This window comes from Aeromonas sp. ASNIH4, from assembly GCF_002934425.1.
Classification (GTDB): domain Bacteria; phylum Pseudomonadota; class Gammaproteobacteria; order Enterobacterales; family Aeromonadaceae; genus Aeromonas; species Aeromonas hydrophila.
Window position 1 is genome coordinate 4529414 of record NZ_CP026217.1, and the last position, 16271, is coordinate 4545684.

The following is a 16271-nucleotide window of genomic DNA, read 5'->3' on the forward strand; positions in this document are numbered from 1 at the left end:
GGCATCGCGCACGCACGAGGATGGTCAAAATGCCTGTAAAGACAACGTGAAGAGGTAGACATGGCACGCCGGTCAAAGGTGGATTTATACGGGCTGCTGGAGCGCATCATCGAGATGTTCGAGCGTGAGAAGATGCCCATCCGTGACATCGAGCTGGTGCTGCGCGAAGAGGGTTTTGATATTTCTCGGGCGGCAATCCAACGGTCACTGAAAAAGAACGAAGACGTGGCCCTTAACTACAAACGGGCACTGGATGAGTCGCGGATGCTGTTGCAGGAGATCCAGGACAATCCGGGCACCGACATTCTGGAGCTGACCCAGCAGATGCTGGGCCAGAAGCTCTCGGAGTATGTCCGCTCGATTGATGAGCTGGAGTTCAAGAACGCGGGGGAGCTTATCGAGTCAGTCGCCAGTATCTCCCGTGCCCAGGTCAACGTGGGCCGCCTTAAAATGGAGTTCCAGGCCGGTGTGAAGGCGGCTAAAAAAGCGCTGGAGGCTGAACTCAAGCGGATTTTGATGGAAGAAGATCCCGCCACCTTGCTGGCGGTACTCGATGCCATCGAGCGCACCGAGGTCAAGGCCCCGAGGGGGCGTGCATGATTGGCACCGCCGCCGAACGGGAGACGCTGCGCCAGCAGGCCAAACAGCGGATTGCCGAGCAGGCCGCTGCGCCCGTCGTCGCCGAGAAGGCCAAGCTCGATGCCAAGGCGTTGGAGGCCCGTCGGCAGCGAGCCCGTAGCGATGATGGCTTTGCCTGGTTCTGTCAGACCTACATGCACCAGGCCTTCCCGGTGCCCTTCGCCGACTATCAGCTGGCGCTGACCCGCCTGGTCTCCCAGCGCACCCTGGCACGCCGCGACGAGCAGCTGTTCAAGTCCCTCATCAGTGAGGCAGACCATGCCTACATCAACGGGGAGAGTGAGTGCTATGAGGGGATCCTCGACATCGAGCCCCGCGACCATGGCAAGACCACCCGCAATACCCAGGCCCTGCCGTTGTGGCTGGCCCTCAACTTCCCCGGCAGTTTCATCGTGGTGTGCGCAGCGAGTAAAGAGAGCGCCATCGGCATGGTGGATGCCATCAAAACCACCCTGCAGGAGGATGAGCAGATCCTGGCTGACTATGGCCGCCAGCAGAAAAAGGGAGCTACCTGGTCAAAGACCAAGCTCCAGCTGGCTAATGGCAGTGCCATCGTGGCCGTGGGTGCCGGGCAGGCGCTGCGCGGGATCAAGAACAAGTTCCAGCGCCCGACCCACATCATCTGTGATGACCTGCTCAAGGACGATGAGGTGGAATCGGCCACCGTGCGCAAGAAGCTCTACACCTGGTTTAAACGGGTCATCCTGAACCTTGGCCAGGGGGCGCTCACCATCGTGGCCAACACCATCATGCACCCGGAAGACTTGCCCAGCCGCTTGCTCGGCGAGATCAAAGAGGGTCGCCTGACCAACTGGATTGGTTTGCGCTTCGGGGCCATCACCCCGGCAGGTGAGTCGCTGTGGCCCGCTCGCTGGCCACTGGCCTTGCTTCACACCAAGATGCGCCAGCTGGGGGCGCTCTGGTATACCGAGTGGATGAACCAACCCATCTCGGATGAAGAGCGGATCTTCAACGAGGCCTGGTTTGAATACTTCCAGCCTCGGGACGTGGCACTGCGCGATTGCACCATCGGGATGGCGGTGGATCCGGCGACTGGCAAGACCACGGGGGACTATTCAGCCATTGCGGTGGTGGCCAAGCACCGGCCCACCGGGCTCTATTACGTGCTCTATTGCCGGGGCTTCAAGGAGAGCGATCTGGCGCTGGCCAGGCGTATCTGTGAGGTCTACCGGCTGTTTCGCCCGGACTTCATCGACTTTGAAACCGTCCAGTTCCAGGCCATCTACAAACGGGAGGTGGCCCGTGAGGGCAGCCGTCAGGGCCTGCGTCTGCCGTTGCGCCCCTTCAAGGGGGGTAACAAGCATGTGCGGATCAAGTCCCTGGGGCCGATGTTCGAGAACGGCCTCATCTTGCTGCAAGAAGATCAGACCCTGCTCAAGGAGCACCTGATCAACTACCCCAGGGGGCATGATGACTGCCCGGATGCGCTGGAGATGTGCATCAGCGGGCTGGAGAGCACCTTCACTGCCGGGGTGGTGATCGGCAAGCGGCAGGTGGTCAGTGCGGCGCAGCGCCTGGCGGGCATTGCCCAGCGACTGGGAGGGCGGTTTCGATGATCGAGCAGTTGATGAAGGCCAAAGAGGCCGGAGCCGATCTGCTGTCACGGCTGATGCGCATCATCTGTGTGGGAGAAGTGACCGAGGTCGAGGGCGCGGGTCAGCGAGTCAAGGTGGTGCTGCCTTCCCATGACAGGATGGAAAGCGACTGGCTGCGGGTATTGGCCCGCCGTTCGCTTGGGGTGCGTACCAGTTGCAACCTGAAAGTGGGGGAACAGGTGCTGTGCCTGTTCCCCCCGCTTGGGGATATGCGCACGGGCTACGTGCTGGGAGCACTCTATAACGCCACCGATACGCCATTCCAGGATAACCCGGAGGTGTTCGGGGTCGAGTTCGATGATGGGGCCCGGTGTACCTATGACCAGGAGAGCCACACATTCCGGTTCTCGATGCCTGGTGGTAGCCAGCTCTTTGAGATGACCCCCGAGGGAGCCCGCCTGGTCTCGAAGCTCGATATCGATGGCGAAGTGACTATCAGCAAGAGCCTGACGGTCACCGAAACCGTCCAGGCGAAGGCGGTCAACGACGAGACCGGCAGCATGGCCACCATACGTTCGCAGTACAACCAACATGGCCACCCCGATAACGGGGCTGGCAAGCCTAATGTGCCCATGTCGTGAGGCGGCCTGTATCGCGTTTTGAGCGAGGCTAAGCGGATACGGTGCGACGGCACACAAATTTTTTCTTGAATGAATTTGAACGCGATTTGAAGCGTTTTGAAGGGGGTGGAGATGTACGGGTTACACCTGAAGAGTTGGGGGCGGCGCAACCTAACCCTCAAGGAGGATGTGGAGCAGTCCCTCGGGGTCTTGCTGCGCACCCGCAAGGGGGAGAAGATTTGGGATCCGAACTACGGCTGCGATCTGGTCAAGTACCTGGACCGCACCAACTGGCATTTGCAACTGGCCATCGTGGCGATCCTGGAGTCCGTCACCCGCTATGAGCCCAGAGTGAAGTTGCTGCGCGTAGACGTACACCGTGACGCCCAAACGGTAGACCAGTCTGCCGGGGGGCGGGTGACCTTGCAACTGGTCTACCGCCTGCAACCTACCGGCACCCTTGAGACGATGTTACTGGCAGCCTGAATTCCCCTCCCGCGATCCCTCTGTGTTGGCCGCTGCCCTTGGGCACCGGCCATTTTTTTAACGGCGTATTCTCCTCCTGACGCTATAAGGAGGAACCCATGGCGACATTTCTACATGGAGTCGAGACGGTTGAAACCGTCAGTGGCCCGGTCCCTGTTAACGAGATTGCCAGCTCGATTATCGCGGTGTTTGGCACAAGCGATTTGGCAGCCCCCAAGCAGATGGTCCTGACCCGTACCCTGGACGAGGCCAAGGCCGCCTATGGTGATGGCTCCATCCTGGAGACATTGCGCCGGGTACACACCTATTACACCCCGTACAACACGGTGATCGGCGTACCCCTTGGCAAAGACGCTGATTTCCAGACCCCTGACGGTAAAGGCCCGAGCGGGGTCACCCTTGGCTCCAATACGGCCAAGGCCTTCATTGATGATGGCGCAGGTCTGCCCGTGGTCATGCACAACCCCAACGACTTGGCGCTGGCCTGGTCGGTGGATGATGAGGCCGTGGCCACTATCGATGCCGCAACCGGTGTGCTGACCCCCATCAAGGCGGGTGAAGTGACCCTCACCCTGACGGTCACCGCAAACGAGTTCTTTGAAGGCGATACCCTGACCTGCACCGTCACGGTGGCACAGACCAACCCGAACGCAGGCAAGACTGCCACCGGTGCCGCCCTGACCGACGCCACACAGACCGCCTATCTGGGCAGTGTGCTGGCATTGATGGTGGTCGATAGCCAAGGCTTGCCGGTGGTCTGGCGTAGCAGCAACCCGGCCATAGCGACCGTGGATGCCACGGGCCTGGTGACCCCCATCAAGGAGGGCATTGCCCAAATCACGGCAGAGCTGGCCGGGGATGCGAACTGGTCCCCGGTGACACTGACCTGTGCCCTGACTGTGGCCAAGCCCTCGGATGCCCTGCTGGCGGCCTTTATCGAGGCGGTGCCGCTGCTGCTCAAGGCCCGTACCAAGTTCGGGTTTAACCCCAAGATTGGTTTGGCCCCAGGCATCATGCACAAGCCCGGTGCCAGCGGTGCGGTATTGCCGGTTGCTCGCAAGATCCGCATGACCTGGCTGGCAGATGTTCCCGCCAACGTCAGCACCCCGGAGGCGGCTCGCCTCGCCAAGCAAGCGATGAGTGATGAGCGGATCTTCTGCTTGTGGCCACGTCCCAAGGTGCTGGATGCCGATGCCGCCGCCACGGTCGCTTGGGCGGCCCCCTCCTGGGCGGGTCTGATTGCCCAGGTAGACAAAGATCTGGCCGGTATTCAAGGCGGCTCTGGCTACTGGTGCTCACCGTCCAACCTCAAACTCGGGGATGTGGTCGGCACTGAGCATGAGCTGGAGTTCATCATCAACGAGCGGGACACCCCGGTGAACTACCTCAACGCCAACGGCATTGCCACCCTCGTCAATTATGGCGGCTGGCTCGCGTTCGGTAACCGTTCAACCGCGTTCCCGGACAAGACCGACCCGATGACCTTCCTGTGCTGGCGGCGTACCGCTGACGTGATTGAGGAGTCCATTGAGTACTTCGTGATGCAGTTCCTGGACCGCCCGATGTTCACCCGCCCTGACCAGCTGCAAAGCACGCTGCTGGGACGGGTACAGGACAGCGTGAATGACTTCCTGCGCTCCAAAATTGGCAGTGCCCTTATCGATGGCAAGTGCTGGATTGAGGTGAGTGCCAACCCGCTGGTGAACCTGGCTCAGGGGATCATCCGCTTCAAATACCGCTTCACCCCGCCGATGGTGACCGAGCACATCATGATGGATGCCGAGATCTACGTGCAGGGGCTGGAAGAGGCCTTCAAGAAACTGGTAGGGGGTAACTGATGGCTACCGAAAAGTCCGTTGTCTGGCGTGACCAGTCGGTGTTCCTCAATAACACCATGTATATCGGGCGCGTCTCGCAGGCGTCCTGCGATGTCCGCCGCAAGACCACTAACGTGGGGGGGCTCGGGGGCGTTGGTAACGTCGAAGTGCCCACTGGCAAGGTGGAGCCTATCAAAGCCCAGCTCAACTTCAACAGCCTGTCGGTCGGCGATATCCGCCAGCTGACCCGCAACGACGGCTATGTGGAGCTGCGCATGACCGGCACGGTGCGGGTACTCGATACCGACACCGGCACCCGTACCGTGGGGGGCGCGGTAACCCGACTAAAGGGCTGGGTGCTCAACCCGCCCACCCCGACCTACAGCGATGATCCGCAGCCCTACAACATCGAGATCTCGGTGCTGTTTATCGAGGTGGCGGATCAGCAGGGCACGGCGCTGCTCATCGACATCCCGAACGGGATCATCGAGCCGAGCGGCGACAGCGGCAGCTATGGCATCACCATCACGATTTAAGGAGACCCCATGGCCCGAGTGAGAACGTTGAGCCTGGTCGGTGACGGGGTGCAGAAAAACGGCAAGACCGTCACCAAGGCCATGCTGGGGGACATCGTGAAGCGCTGGTCCGGTGATGGCCGTCCCCCGATCACCCTGGGGCACCCTGCCCAGGGGGCGGACAAGGTGGCGGCACTCGGGCGGGTAGACAACCCCCGCACCGAGCCCAGCCGCCGGGTGCCAGGGAAAACCGAACTGGTGGTGGAGCTGCATTACACCCCCGAACTCGAAAAGCTCGAAGACGAGGGCAAGTTCGAAGGGTTCAGTGCCGGGATTTATCCGACCGTGGATGGCAAGGGCTATTACCTGCACCACGTCGCCGCCCTGGGGCAATTGCCCCCGGCAGCAGAAACCGAAACGCGGGAGCTGGTGGAGCTTTCCAGCGATGGCATGGAACAGATGGTCGTGCTCTCGGGAGTGCTGACCTTTTCAGATAGTCAAACAGAGGACATTGAGATGACCAAAGAAGAGCTGGCCGCCGCCATGAAAGATGTGCTGGCCGAACAGATGAAGCCCCTCACCGAACGCCTGGAGAAGCTGGAGAAGGGCGGCAAGGACGATGGCAATAAAGATGACCAGACCGATGACCCGAACAAGGACAAAAAGCCGGGTGAGCAGGGCAAGGACAAGCCGCTGGTGGACACGCAAGCGCGTGACCAGCTCAAGACCATGCAGGAGACCGTGAAGTCGGATCGCATTGCCCAGGCCACCGAGCTGGCCAACGCCAAAGGCTGGGGTGAAGCCGAGTTCAAGCCGCTTTTGACCATGCTGCAAAAGGCCGAGCCGGTTGAGCTGTGCAACAACGCTGAAGACGGCCTGTTTGCCACGGTCAAGGCCACCATCAATGCCCGCACCGTAGCCCCGAGCAAGCCATCGCCGCTGGGACAGCCGCTGGAGTTCGCCGATGACAAAGGCAACAAGCAGCAACTGAACCTCAATGATGTGGTTCGCGTCTCCAAGTTCTAAGGCACGGCTAAGACCACGTAGTTATCGATTAAGGACATCATCATGACCCAGTTTTCTCGTAAGGCCGAGCTGCGCCTGAGCAGCATCGTGGCGGCAGGACACCCGCCGATCATTCACTCCATCGCCCTGAAGGCCGGATGGGCGGGCATTGAAGCGGGCGTACCGCTGCATGTCACCACCGATGGGGCCGACCTGTGGGACGGTGAAGCCAGTGTGCCGGTCACCCCTGGCGTAGACGCGGCCCCTGCCACCGTGGCGCTGCCGATGATGGGCATTGCGCTCAACACCCCGCAGGCCGGGGATGGCAGTGTGCTGGCGTTGCTGCATGGCTGCTACCGCGCCGATGCCGTCACCGTCGGCGGCCAGGGGCTTACCCAGGCGCAAGCGCTGACCCTGATGGCCGCAGGCCTGTATCCCGAGGACAGCTGGGGGGGTTAACCCCCGGCTTGCTCACTCAACGCTTCATTACCTCTTTTTGACAGGAACAGCATCATGGAAATTATCGACCTCATCCGCAGCTTTATGACCCCGCAAGCCATTGCCGGGCAGATGGCAAAGCGCCAATCGGTGCCCCAGCGCATCCGCAAACTGGTCTATGGCGAAGAGGGCAAGCAACATCCGTTTGCCGCCATTACCCTGGCCGACCTGCAACGTACCCTCACCAACGTGCCGGTGGTGCGCCGTGGTAGCCAGGCGTTTGCCCTGGACCAGGGGCGCGGCACCCTGACCTCCATTGATGTGCAGGGTTTCGAAGTCTCGGACTTTTTCACCGCCGCCGAAATCAATAACCTCAAGATGGTCAGCAACCAGTCGGTGCAGGCCTTTATTGAAGGGCGCATCAACCAGATGCTGGATGCTATTCAGCGCTCGACCGAGGCCCTGTGTGCCCAGGGGCTGACCGGGGAGATCAGCTACCCGATGAAGACTGACCAGGGCTTTGATGAATACGAAGTGGAGTTTGGTCAAACCCAGATCTACACCCCGGATGTCCTGTGGGATGCAGCCAGTGCCAAGATCGTGCATGTGTACGACACCCTGACCGAGATGCACTCCCAACTTCAGGCCAAGGGTTACGGTGACAGCACGGTGTCGTTGGCGGGCCGCAAGGCATTTAGCAAGCTGGTGGCCTTAGCCGATGAATCCAAGTCCAACATCGTCCAGGTCAAGATCGTATCGGAGAACGAAGTCTCGGTCGGCGGCTATTCGGTACAGCTGGAAAGCAGCGTCTATCGCGGCAAAGGGCGCACCATGACCCGCACGGTCGATGAGCACAAGCTGTGCATGGTGGACAAGAACGCGGGGCACAGCCTCTACTACCTGGCGCTGGATGATATGGAAAACGGCTTGCTGCCGATGCCCTTCTATCCCTCTCAGGAAGTGAAGAAGAACCCGTCCGGGATGGAGGTGGTCGGTCGTTCCAAACCGCTGCCCGCCCCGGTGGTGCAGGCCATCTGCTGGTCCTCGGTGCTGGCTCCGGCCAAATAAGGAGCCCCCATGCAACTGGCACAGCTGCAAGCACTGGTGACCCCGGTTCTTATTCGGGATGCGCTGGACGATCAGATTTATCGCTCCCTGACCGGGGAGAACGGCAACTACAGCGGCGGTATTCAACCCCGCCCAGCCGGTAATGATAGCCAGAAGGCGGCCCTGACCGCCTGCCAGTCTGCGGCCCGCTGGGCCTTCATCACTCTCTCCAAGGCCGATGCACTGGCACGGCCTTATTCCACGGATGAGCAAGCGGTGTTGTCCGAGGCGATGGTGCAGCGAGCTATCTACGAGCTGGGCCGTCAGTCTGAGTTCGACGCAAATTTCTTCAAAAACAAGGAGGATGCGCAGGCGCTTATCAATGCCCTGCTCGGCCTCAACGGCTCGGGTGATAGCGCGAGCGCCAGCATCACCAGTGCCAGGAGTACCAAAGATGCAAAAGCGAGTTACATCATCCCTGGTTACCCCTTTAACCGCTTCCGGTAACCTGTTCACCGATTACTATCCTGCCCCCCTGTCCATGGGGGCGCAGTCCTCCCACGCCTTCGACCCCTATTGGGGTGCCATTGATGCCATGCTCCTTGATGAGGAGGTGGATTCTGATGTCGAACTGCGCCACGCCGCCGCCATGACCCTGCCCTGGTATCTGGAAGGATTGCCTGACGATGTGGCCTTTGCCGAGCAGCTCCTGGAGCGCCTTGATATGGAGACCCTGCTGGAAGATGCCCTATGCGCTGCCGAGTGGGGTTTCAACCCGCTGGAGGTGGAGTGGGACCAGAGCACCGGCCCCTGGCGTCCGGTGCGCATCGAGCGCCGCCACTCCCGGCTATTTCGTATTGATGATCGGGGCCAGGTCTATTACGCCCCTCGGGGTGGCAGCGGCTTTGCCCTGGTGGCGGAAGGGAAAGTGATCCCAGTGCGCCGCAAGGCCACCAAGGAGCGCCCCTATGGCGTCTCTATCCTTGAGAGTGTCTGGCCAATCTGGCAGGTCAAGTGGACCCACGTCGCGCAGCTGGAGCGCCTGGGACAGAAATATTCGGTGCCCTCTGTCATTGCCTTGGCCAAGGCCAACAACGTTGCCGAGCTGGATACGGTCAGCGCCGCCCTGGCCGGGATTGAATCCGGCGAAGGGGTGGCCTTGTCCAACGTTGAGCAGGTGATCCAGCTGACGGCCAGCGGCAAGGCCCAGGAGCTGCTGGAGGTCATCCGTCACTATGACACCAAGATGAGCAAGCGGATCACCGGCCAGACCCTGACCTCGAACACTCAGCAATATGGCTCCCGCTCCCTTGGGGAGGTGCACGAACGGGCCGCGCTACGGATCGCCATCGGGGATCTCAAGATGGTGTTTGGCTGCCTCAATGCCACCCTGCTGCGCTGGATCTTCGCGCTTAACGGCAAGGATGGCCAAGTGCGCCTGGTGTTTGATGAAAAGGCCTTTGAAGAGCGGTTGAAGGCGCAACAAAGCGGCGGGAACGGGGCAGGAATGACCCTCTCCAACCCAGGTGCGGGGCCCTTGCTATGTCTTTAAGCCAGCAGGAACGCAAGGAGCAACAGGCGCTCACTCGCCTGGAGAAGATTGAGCAGCAACTGCTGACGGTGACGGCCACCGCGCTCAGTGAAGAGATCACCACTCGCCTGACCAAGCCGGAGGTAGTGACCGACAAGAGCCAGCAGCGCTATGCCATGGCCTACGCCGATGCGATGCGTTTTGCCTGGCTCTATGGCCATTGGCATGTGCAGCAGCTTATCAACGAGGCGGTGGAGCTGGCAGAGGCTCCCGCCCAGGTGCCGTTCAAAGAGGCGCTGGCCTATCTGGAGAGTCAGGTGCCACTGACCAGCAAGGCGTATCGGGATCTCGATGCCCAGATGCGCCTGCGGGCCTTTACCGTGGCCAGCGTCAGTTCGGAGCAGGCGGTGGCCGATGTGCAGGCCCGCTATGCCGCCGCCCTTGCCCAGGGGCAGTCGGCCAGCGAGACCATGCAGCAGGTCGGCCAGTACCTGGAGCAAGCCGGGGTGAATCCGGTCAATCCCTGGTATCTGGAGCTGCACTATCGCAACAACATGATGGCTGCCTATAGTGCCGGGCGCTGGTCTCAGGTTGAGAGCAACGATCTGGTGGAGTACCTGATTTACCTCTCGGTGATGGACAGCGGCACCACCAAGCTGTGTCGCCACCTGGACCGGACCGTGAAGCCAAAGGGCGATCCGTTCTGGCGCAAATACTGGCCACCCAACCATCACAAGTGCCGAGCCACGGTCAGCCCCCTGGGGCAAAGCCAATACCAGCGTCTGCCTGAGCAGGTGAAGCGCCGGTCAGCCCAGGTCACGGATGAGCGGGTATCATCCACCCCGACCATGGCCGCCGAGCATCAATTCACCAGCTCGCCGACCCAGACCCTGCGCCGCCTGCCAGGCAGCCTGATGAACCAGGCGCAAGCCTTTGACCTGGTGCCCGCCATCACCGCGTACTCGAAGGCGCAAAGCCTGGCCCTGCTGGTGGAGCGGCTGGGGACCTTGAGTGCCCAGAAGGTATCCGCCTCAGTGCTGACGGCGGCAGACCTTGGCAAGGCCGAACAGGCCGTGGCCACGACGCTCTCCCAGAGTAACGAGGTGGCGTTCGGCTTGGGGCAAGTGGGCGATGACTGGCAAGCGGAGGTGTGGTTTTTTGAAGCGGTGATGGAAGGGTGGCTCTGGGGCCGAGCGCTGGCCTATGACAGCGGGAACGTGTTTGCGGTGAGCCGGATCACCGATGCGCAGCGAGTCGCGTTACAGGCGGCCTCCCAAGCGTTGACGAGAGAATAAAAGAAAGCCCCGATAGTCGGGGCTTTCTTTATAGGTCATTACTGTCAACTTTCGATGATTCCAATTTGATCAAATCGTCATAGTTGGCAATCGTGTATATGAGACTTCCTGATGTTGGCTCACCAGATTTCGTATCTAATACTGTTCTTTGAATTATCGTGCCTTTATCAAAATAGGCATCCAGAGCCTTTTCATTTCCTGATATGGGAATCCATTTAGTCCCGCCATCTGCCCCATATTTTCTAGAAAGACCTCTGACAACTTCGCCACCTTGTTCTTCATTGGCTAGGTCTATAGAAAACCTAGCCAATTTGCCGCTAATGAAAAAACTGCGAGCAGTTGTAACGTGTCCAGAAAACGAAAGGTTACTGCATGCAACCATGCTGATTACTGGATTAAGTGCCGTCTCGCGCTCGAAATTGCATAGTTTGGTGTTTTTAACCTGCTCGACAGTCATTCCAAATTTTATAGACTTGTAGCCGTCTACAGCGAACGAAGGCAAAGAGATGCTACTTATCAGCAAGCCAGCAATCAGGTAACGCATATAACCCTCCATGTGAATATTTAAAATTTCGCCAATGGTAACACGTCATTAAGCTACTCAAAAATCCGTCACGATGATGGTTGGGCGTAATCCATGCTCTGCATCACTCGTTCCAGCGAGTCTTTCAACTCCTGCACCAGTTCCGGGGTGCTGTTGCGCAGCGCCTGGATGATGGCAGCCTCAATATCGGCGGCATTGGTAAAGTCGGGGGTCACCGAGATGGCCAGCTGGTGACTCAGAGCAATCTGCACCGGGGGCGGCGTGGCCGGGGTGCTGGTGGTCGTACTCTTGGCCATGGGCGGCAAGAGGCGCTCCATCTCCTTGTTCGCATCGTTTTTGGGGCCGTTCTTGTCGTCACTAAACCACCCCATCACTCCCTCGGTGATGGCCTTTACACCTTCTTCACCAAGAATTGAACCAAGGATCCCCCCGGCCACCCCACCGACAGCAGTCCCGATCCCAGGCAAAAGGGCTGTCCCCAGTGCTGCACCACCATAGGCCCCAGCCGCACCACCTGCTAATGAGCCGCCGACTCCAGCAGTGGTGGTGATCAGTTTGTCGTTGTCACCGTTCTGGGCCGCATCGTAGATTTGCGCCCCACCAAATAGCAACGCGGGCAACCAACCCAGCATTTTGCCCCCTTTACCACCCAAGGTCTTGCCAGCACCTTCCTTGAGTGATTGCAGCCAACCCCCGCTGGTGGCTGGTGGTGTCGCTGCTGGGGCTCCCGATAGGCGATGATCCATCCAACTCGGCACACCTTTGGGGGCAGATTTGGGGGCACCCATCTCTGGCGCTCCTTTGGCCAGCGCTTCCGCCGCCTCTTGTCCTGCACCACCACCTTTGAACCAGCGGTCTTTCAATGAGTTGTACGTGGCTCTGATTGCCTGCTGCTTTAGCACCAATGCACCCGCTGTCACGCCCAGTGCCGTCCCTGGATTATCAGCAATGAGCTGACCGCCTTTGTCCAACCCACCGGCCAACAATTCGATGATGGGACTTTGCGCCTGCGCAAAGTCACCAACGGCTTGGCTAAATCGATTTGTCGCCCCTTCCCAACTGGTTGATAGCCGCTCCATGGCGCTGAAGCTATCTTTAACGCCATCGGCCAGTTTGCCCTGGTAATCCCCCAACACCTTGATGGGGTCTGCCAGCGCTTCCACCATGGTCTTGACGGATGATGCCCCCAAATCCTCCGAGAACTGGGTCCCACCCACTCGTTCCATGATGTTCTTCGCAGCAGCAGGATCCTTTTGATAGAGGCTGCTGACCAGCGTCATGACCTTCATCCAGGGAGCGGCTAAGTCACCGCCGGTTTCATTGGTTTGACGAAACTCACCGATGGCGCTTTTCAGCGCCTCACGCATCGATTTGTCTTTGACAAGGGTGTCTATCTCACCTTTCTTGGTGCCACTCCCCATCAGAGACTCCACCTCACCGCTGTCAGTCAGACGGGCCTTGATGGACTCTTTCACCCCATCAGCCAGTTTGTCGTAGTTGAAAGCGCCACTCTTGGCCCCTGCCATCAACATGGCGCTGAACTGCTCGGCAGAGAGACCCGCATCTTTCATCAACAGCGAGTATTCGTTAAAGGTGTCAAGCAGGTCATTGGCTCGATCACCGGCCCCACTGGCAATCCGGTAAATCAGATCGGCGTTGGTATCGCTGTCGGTGCCAAACCCCTTGTTCATAGTCAGCATGGCCCGCATGATTTCCTGTATATCTGCGGCAGGCATGGCGCGATTGAGCATCACGGAGCGTTCGGCCATGCGGCGGGCAGACACCTCATCCACGCCTGTCTGGTTAGCTTTAACGCGGGCTTCCATCACTTGCTCGGCTGTTGCCCCGGTATCGCGCATGGTGGACGAGCGCCAATCACGCTCGATACTCGATGCGTAATAACCTGTTGCTTTACCTGTTTGCAGTGCGGCCTGCTTTTCCAGTTGAATGGTACTCATCCCACTGGTAAACATGCCGCCAGCAGCAACGCCTGCAACGGCACCACCGATGAGCCCCCCCATGCCATCACTCAGGGCTCTGACGCTTTTTGCTGACTGCTCTGTCTCTTTGAGTTGGGTATTGAGCCGCCGCTGTTCTTGGGTCAGGTTGCTGATGTTGATCTCGGCCCGTCGCAGGGCCGAGGCGTATTGTTGAAGCTGCTGCTCCTGTTGTTGAAATTCCCGGCTGGTGGTGCCTGACTCACGCCCCAGCTGCTCTAGCCCCTCCTGCATACGGCGGAACTCGGTCACGTCCCCTGCGGTCTTTTGAAGCCCCTTAAAATCCTGTTCGAGTTTCTTAGCCTCTTTCTCGATCCGCTTCTTGTGTTGGGTGAACAGGTCTTCAATGCCGACCGTAAGCGCAAGGGCAAAGTTATTTCCGTTCATCAAGCATTACCTCAAGGAGAAAGATGAGTTCAGGCCAAGTCATGTCGAGGACTTCGCGATAGGTGGCGCGACCTTGCCGCCCGTCCGTCAGGACTCGGATTGCGTTTTTGAGGTGTCGCTCGGTGATTCGGAGGAGGGGCGAGGCTTTCCCATCAGGACACTCAAGTGGATGAACTCGCCATATTCGAGCTGGTCGATGAGCACATCCACCGGCACGGGCAGTTCACCTTCCAGCGTGACCTGTTCCCCCTCTTCTGTGGTGGTCTCCACCAGGGTGCCGAACACCAGGACGCTGGCCGCGACCCCGGCAAGAACGGCATCGGATGCCTCAAACCCGAAGCTGTCTTTGGCAAAGCGGACTGCCTCGATGCGATCACGCACCTTGGGTACACGCAGGCGACGGGCGGCGTTGAGCTTTTTGCCCTGGTAGTTGATGTCGTAGGGCAACGGGCAGATGCCGTGCTTTTCAATCATGGTGGCAATGGTGGTTTGAGTCAGTGGTTGTTTCATGGTGCCTCCAGGCGTAGTTGTTGACTGGATGGTAATGCACTGCATCGATGGCCCATGCCCTTGGGCATTGCGCCCGCGAACGGATAGCCACAATATCCCCATGTTGTTTTGGAGGTGATTGCGGATGTTGATCCCGTCTGTTTTGCGCCAGTCGCTGGAACTGCGCAGCCTGAGCCAGCTGACCGCCGACGAACTGGGCACCCTGCGCCAAGCGCTGCCGGGGTTGCATGTTCGTGATATCGACAACTGTCATCCCAGCTTTTTGCCCTGGCTCGCCTGGCAGTGGCGAGTGGACGTATGGGATGACGCCTGGCCGGAGTCCCAGAAACGGGCCGTGGTGAAAGAGGCACTGTTGCTGTTTCGCTACAAAGGCACCCCCTGGGCAGTAAAAAGAGCATTGGCCCTGACGGGTTACCAGGGGGATGTCAAGGAGTGGCACCAGCAAACGCCAGAGGGGCCACGCGGCACGTTTGTTGTCGATGTGGCCACCGATACCGGACGAGCCATTGATGCCACGTTTTATAACCAGGTGTATGCGTTGGTTGAGAGTAACAAACGCGGCTCACAGCACTGGACCTTGCGCCCGAAGATAGCGATGAAAGCAGGCATTGGATTTGACCCCATAGGTCCAGACACTTTTTCCCGCTTAGGATTGTGATACCCGACTGCGCAGAAATTCCCGGGGTGAACGGTATCCCAAGGCGCTGTGCGGGTGGTGTTCGTTATAATGCTCAAACGCGATAGCCAAATTGCCTACCGCTGTTCGGCTATCCGGTTTTGGCATCATCTCGATATAGTCTCGCTTCATCGTCTTCACGAAGCTCTCCGCTATACCGTTACTCTGTGGGCTTCTCACCGCAGTAGTTCTGGGCTCCAACCCGATTTCTCGTGCAAACGCGCGGGTCTCATGGGCTCGATACGCCGAGCCATTATCAGTCAGCCACTCCACCGGTGATGCCGGCAACGAATCCCCAAAGCGACGTTCGACAGACCTCAGCATGACATCTTGCACAGTGTCACTGTCGTAACCCCCAGTACTGGCCGCCCAGTCCAACGCTTCCCTATCGCAGCAATCCATGGCGAACGTGACACGTAGTTTTTCACCGTTATCACAGCGAAACTCGAAGCCATCTGAGCACCACCGTCGATTGCTCTCCTTGACGGCAACACGCCCCTTATGTGCCTGCTGGGCCAATGGTGCAGCTGGTTTTCTTTCCAGCAGCAAGCCATGCTCGCGCATGACGCGATATACCCGCTTAGCGTTTACCACAGGTTGTTCTGTTGCCTCAGACTGACGCCGTAACAGCGCCCAGACCCGGCGATAGCCATAGGAGGGAAGCTCTGCCATCGCCTCCATGATACGGCCAAGTAAGGCTGCATCATCACGCTGGCGATGATGACGACCATCTTGCCAACCCGGTTTTCGATGAACACGAACGGATAGCTGCGCACGCGATACATTAAGAGCCTGGCTCACAGCACTTAATCGTCGTCCCCCGGCAACAAGGGCGCATGCGCAATCCATTTTTTTGCTCGACCATACTCCACGGCTTCTTTGAGGATCTCGTTCTCCATGGTCTTCTTCCCGAGCAGACGTTGTAGCTCTCGGATCTGCTTGATGGCAGCAGCCAACTCGGAAGCAGGAACAACATCCTCACCGGCGGTGATCGCCGTGAGAGACCCTTCTTGGAATTGCTTACGCCATTTGAAAAGCTGGTTTGCGTTGACGTCGTGCAAGCGAGCAACATGAGAGACGGTCATCCCGGGCTCAAAGGTCTGCTGCACGATGGCGATCTTTTCTTGTGGAGTCCGGCGTCGACGGCGCTCGGCCCCTGTTAACACTTCGACCATCTTCTCGTTGTGACTAGTACTGAACATAGCTCC

Annotated in this window: 16 protein-coding genes and 1 pseudogene; 13 read left to right on the top strand and 4 right to left on the bottom strand. The window is 59.2% G+C overall.

Annotated elements, in window-relative coordinates:
• Nucleotides 1-60: 60 nt before the first annotated feature.
• The 12 genes from C2U40_RS21320 (at nucleotide 61) to C2U40_RS21370 (ending at nucleotide 10949) form a co-directional block, all read left to right on the top strand.
• A complete protein-coding gene (locus C2U40_RS21320; protein ID WP_103827747.1) occupies nucleotides 61-600 on the top strand; it encodes a phage protein Gp27 family protein in 540 nt (179 codons plus the stop codon).
• A complete protein-coding gene (gene terL, locus C2U40_RS21325; RefSeq protein WP_103827746.1) occupies nucleotides 597-2216 on the top strand; it encodes a phage terminase large subunit in 1620 nt (539 codons plus the stop codon). Before C2U40_RS21320 ends, terL begins: the two co-directional genes overlap by 4 nt.
• Nucleotides 2213-2836 carry a phage baseplate assembly protein V gene (locus C2U40_RS21330; protein ID WP_103827745.1) on the top strand — a complete coding sequence of 208 codons (624 nt, stop codon included), beginning with the start codon at nucleotides 2213-2215 and terminating at the stop codon, nucleotides 2834-2836. Before terL ends, C2U40_RS21330 begins: the two co-directional genes overlap by 4 nt.
• 111 nt (nucleotides 2837-2947) lie before the next feature.
• Nucleotides 2948-3301, top strand: a complete 354-nt coding sequence (locus tag C2U40_RS21335) for a GPW/gp25 family protein (RefSeq protein WP_104016197.1) — start codon at nucleotides 2948-2950, stop codon at nucleotides 3299-3301.
• A gap of 98 nt (nucleotides 3302-3399) precedes the next feature.
• Nucleotides 3400-5139, top strand: coding sequence for an Ig-like domain-containing protein (locus C2U40_RS21340; protein ID WP_103827743.1), 1740 nt, complete (start codon nucleotides 3400-3402; stop codon nucleotides 5137-5139).
• Nucleotides 5139-5654: a phage major tail tube protein gene (locus C2U40_RS21345; RefSeq protein ID WP_103827742.1), complete on the top strand. Its 516-nt coding sequence runs from the start codon at nucleotides 5139-5141 to the stop codon at nucleotides 5652-5654. Before C2U40_RS21340 ends, C2U40_RS21345 begins: the two co-directional genes overlap by 1 nt.
• Nucleotides 5655-5663: 9 nt before the next feature.
• Nucleotides 5664-6659 (top strand): hypothetical protein, encoded by a 996-nt coding sequence (locus tag C2U40_RS21350; RefSeq protein WP_146054371.1) that lies wholly within the window; start codon nucleotides 5664-5666, stop codon nucleotides 6657-6659.
• A gap of 42 nt (nucleotides 6660-6701) precedes the next feature.
• On the top strand, nucleotides 6702-7097 hold the full coding sequence (locus C2U40_RS21355; RefSeq protein WP_103827740.1) for a hypothetical protein: 396 nt from the start codon (nucleotides 6702-6704) through the stop codon (nucleotides 7095-7097).
• A gap of 54 nt (nucleotides 7098-7151) precedes the next feature.
• Nucleotides 7152-8144 carry a major capsid protein gene (locus C2U40_RS21360; protein ID WP_103827739.1) on the top strand — a complete coding sequence of 331 codons (993 nt, stop codon included), beginning with the start codon at nucleotides 7152-7154 and terminating at the stop codon, nucleotides 8142-8144.
• A 9-nt stretch (nucleotides 8145-8153) separates the two neighbouring features.
• A complete protein-coding gene (locus tag C2U40_RS26270) occupies nucleotides 8154-8630 on the top strand; it encodes a hypothetical protein (RefSeq protein WP_158109101.1) in 477 nt (158 codons plus the stop codon).
• The gene (locus C2U40_RS21365; RefSeq protein WP_158656458.1) at nucleotides 8578-9675 is read left to right on the top strand and encodes a phage portal protein family protein; all 1098 of its coding nucleotides are present in this window, start codon (nucleotides 8578-8580) and stop codon (nucleotides 9673-9675) included. Before C2U40_RS26270 ends, C2U40_RS21365 begins: the two co-directional genes overlap by 53 nt.
• On the top strand, nucleotides 9666-10949 hold the full coding sequence (locus C2U40_RS21370; RefSeq protein WP_103827737.1) for a phage head morphogenesis protein: 1284 nt from the start codon (nucleotides 9666-9668) through the stop codon (nucleotides 10947-10949). Before C2U40_RS21365 ends, C2U40_RS21370 begins: the two co-directional genes overlap by 10 nt.
• Nucleotides 10950-10977: 28 nt before the next feature.
• Here the strand turns inward: C2U40_RS21370 and C2U40_RS26275 are convergent, their stop codons facing one another.
• From C2U40_RS26275 to C2U40_RS21380, 3 genes are all read right to left on the bottom strand, one after another.
• Complete coding sequence (locus C2U40_RS26275; protein WP_146054370.1) at nucleotides 10978-11493, bottom strand: hypothetical protein; 516 nt, start codon at nucleotides 11491-11493, stop codon at nucleotides 10978-10980.
• Nucleotides 11494-11561: 68 nt separating this feature from the next.
• Nucleotides 11562-13877, bottom strand: coding sequence for a phage tail tape measure protein (locus tag C2U40_RS21375; protein WP_103827736.1), 2316 nt, complete (start codon nucleotides 13875-13877; stop codon nucleotides 11562-11564).
• Between the two features lie 87 nt (nucleotides 13878-13964).
• Nucleotides 13965-14387: a hypothetical protein gene (locus C2U40_RS21380; protein ID WP_103827735.1), complete on the bottom strand. Its 423-nt coding sequence runs from the start codon at nucleotides 14385-14387 to the stop codon at nucleotides 13965-13967.
• Between the two features lie 124 nt (nucleotides 14388-14511).
• On the opposite strand from C2U40_RS21380, the gene C2U40_RS21385 reads away from it, so the two are divergent.
• Nucleotides 14512-15045: a phage tail protein I gene (locus C2U40_RS21385; protein WP_103827734.1), complete on the top strand. Its 534-nt coding sequence runs from the start codon at nucleotides 14512-14514 to the stop codon at nucleotides 15043-15045.
• Here C2U40_RS21385 and C2U40_RS21390 read toward each other — a convergent pair.
• A pseudogene (locus tag C2U40_RS21390) lies at nucleotides 15040-16238 on the bottom strand (IS3 family transposase); the annotation flags it as partial. The gene C2U40_RS21385 and the pseudogene C2U40_RS21390 overlap by 6 nt on opposite strands.
• Between the last annotated feature and the right edge of the window lie 33 nt (nucleotides 16239-16271).

What these genes read in the sequence shown, in the direction of transcription:
- C2U40_RS21320 (WP_103827747.1), top strand. Translation starts at nt 61, where the DNA reads ATGGCACGCCGGTCAAAGGTGGATTTATACGGGCTGCTGGAGCGCATC.
- terL (WP_103827746.1), top strand. Translation starts at nt 597, where the DNA reads ATGATTGGCACCGCCGCCGAACGGGAGACGCTGCGCCAGCAGGCCAAA.
- C2U40_RS21330 (WP_103827745.1), top strand. Translation starts at nt 2,213, where the DNA reads ATGATCGAGCAGTTGATGAAGGCCAAAGAGGCCGGAGCCGATCTGCTG.
- C2U40_RS21335 (WP_104016197.1), top strand. Translation starts at nt 2,948, where the DNA reads ATGTACGGGTTACACCTGAAGAGTTGGGGGCGGCGCAACCTAACCCTC.
- C2U40_RS21340 (WP_103827743.1), top strand. Translation starts at nt 3,400, where the DNA reads ATGGCGACATTTCTACATGGAGTCGAGACGGTTGAAACCGTCAGTGGC.
- C2U40_RS21345 (WP_103827742.1), top strand. Translation starts at nt 5,139, where the DNA reads ATGGCTACCGAAAAGTCCGTTGTCTGGCGTGACCAGTCGGTGTTCCTC.
- C2U40_RS21350 (WP_146054371.1), top strand. Translation starts at nt 5,664, where the DNA reads ATGGCCCGAGTGAGAACGTTGAGCCTGGTCGGTGACGGGGTGCAGAAA.
- C2U40_RS21355 (WP_103827740.1), top strand. Translation starts at nt 6,702, where the DNA reads ATGACCCAGTTTTCTCGTAAGGCCGAGCTGCGCCTGAGCAGCATCGTG.
- C2U40_RS21360 (WP_103827739.1), top strand. Translation starts at nt 7,152, where the DNA reads ATGGAAATTATCGACCTCATCCGCAGCTTTATGACCCCGCAAGCCATT.
- C2U40_RS26270 (WP_158109101.1), top strand. Translation starts at nt 8,154, where the DNA reads ATGCAACTGGCACAGCTGCAAGCACTGGTGACCCCGGTTCTTATTCGG.
- C2U40_RS21365 (WP_158656458.1), top strand. Translation starts at nt 8,578, where the DNA reads ATGCAAAAGCGAGTTACATCATCCCTGGTTACCCCTTTAACCGCTTCC.
- C2U40_RS21370 (WP_103827737.1), top strand. Translation starts at nt 9,666, where the DNA reads ATGTCTTTAAGCCAGCAGGAACGCAAGGAGCAACAGGCGCTCACTCGC.
- C2U40_RS26275 (WP_146054370.1), bottom strand. Translation starts at nt 11,493, where the DNA reads ATGCGTTACCTGATTGCTGGCTTGCTGATAAGTAGCATCTCTTTGCCT.
- C2U40_RS21375 (WP_103827736.1), bottom strand. Translation starts at nt 13,877, where the DNA reads ATGAACGGAAATAACTTTGCCCTTGCGCTTACGGTCGGCATTGAAGAC.
- C2U40_RS21380 (WP_103827735.1), bottom strand. Translation starts at nt 14,387, where the DNA reads ATGAAACAACCACTGACTCAAACCACCATTGCCACCATGATTGAAAAG.
- C2U40_RS21385 (WP_103827734.1), top strand. Translation starts at nt 14,512, where the DNA reads ATGTTGATCCCGTCTGTTTTGCGCCAGTCGCTGGAACTGCGCAGCCTG.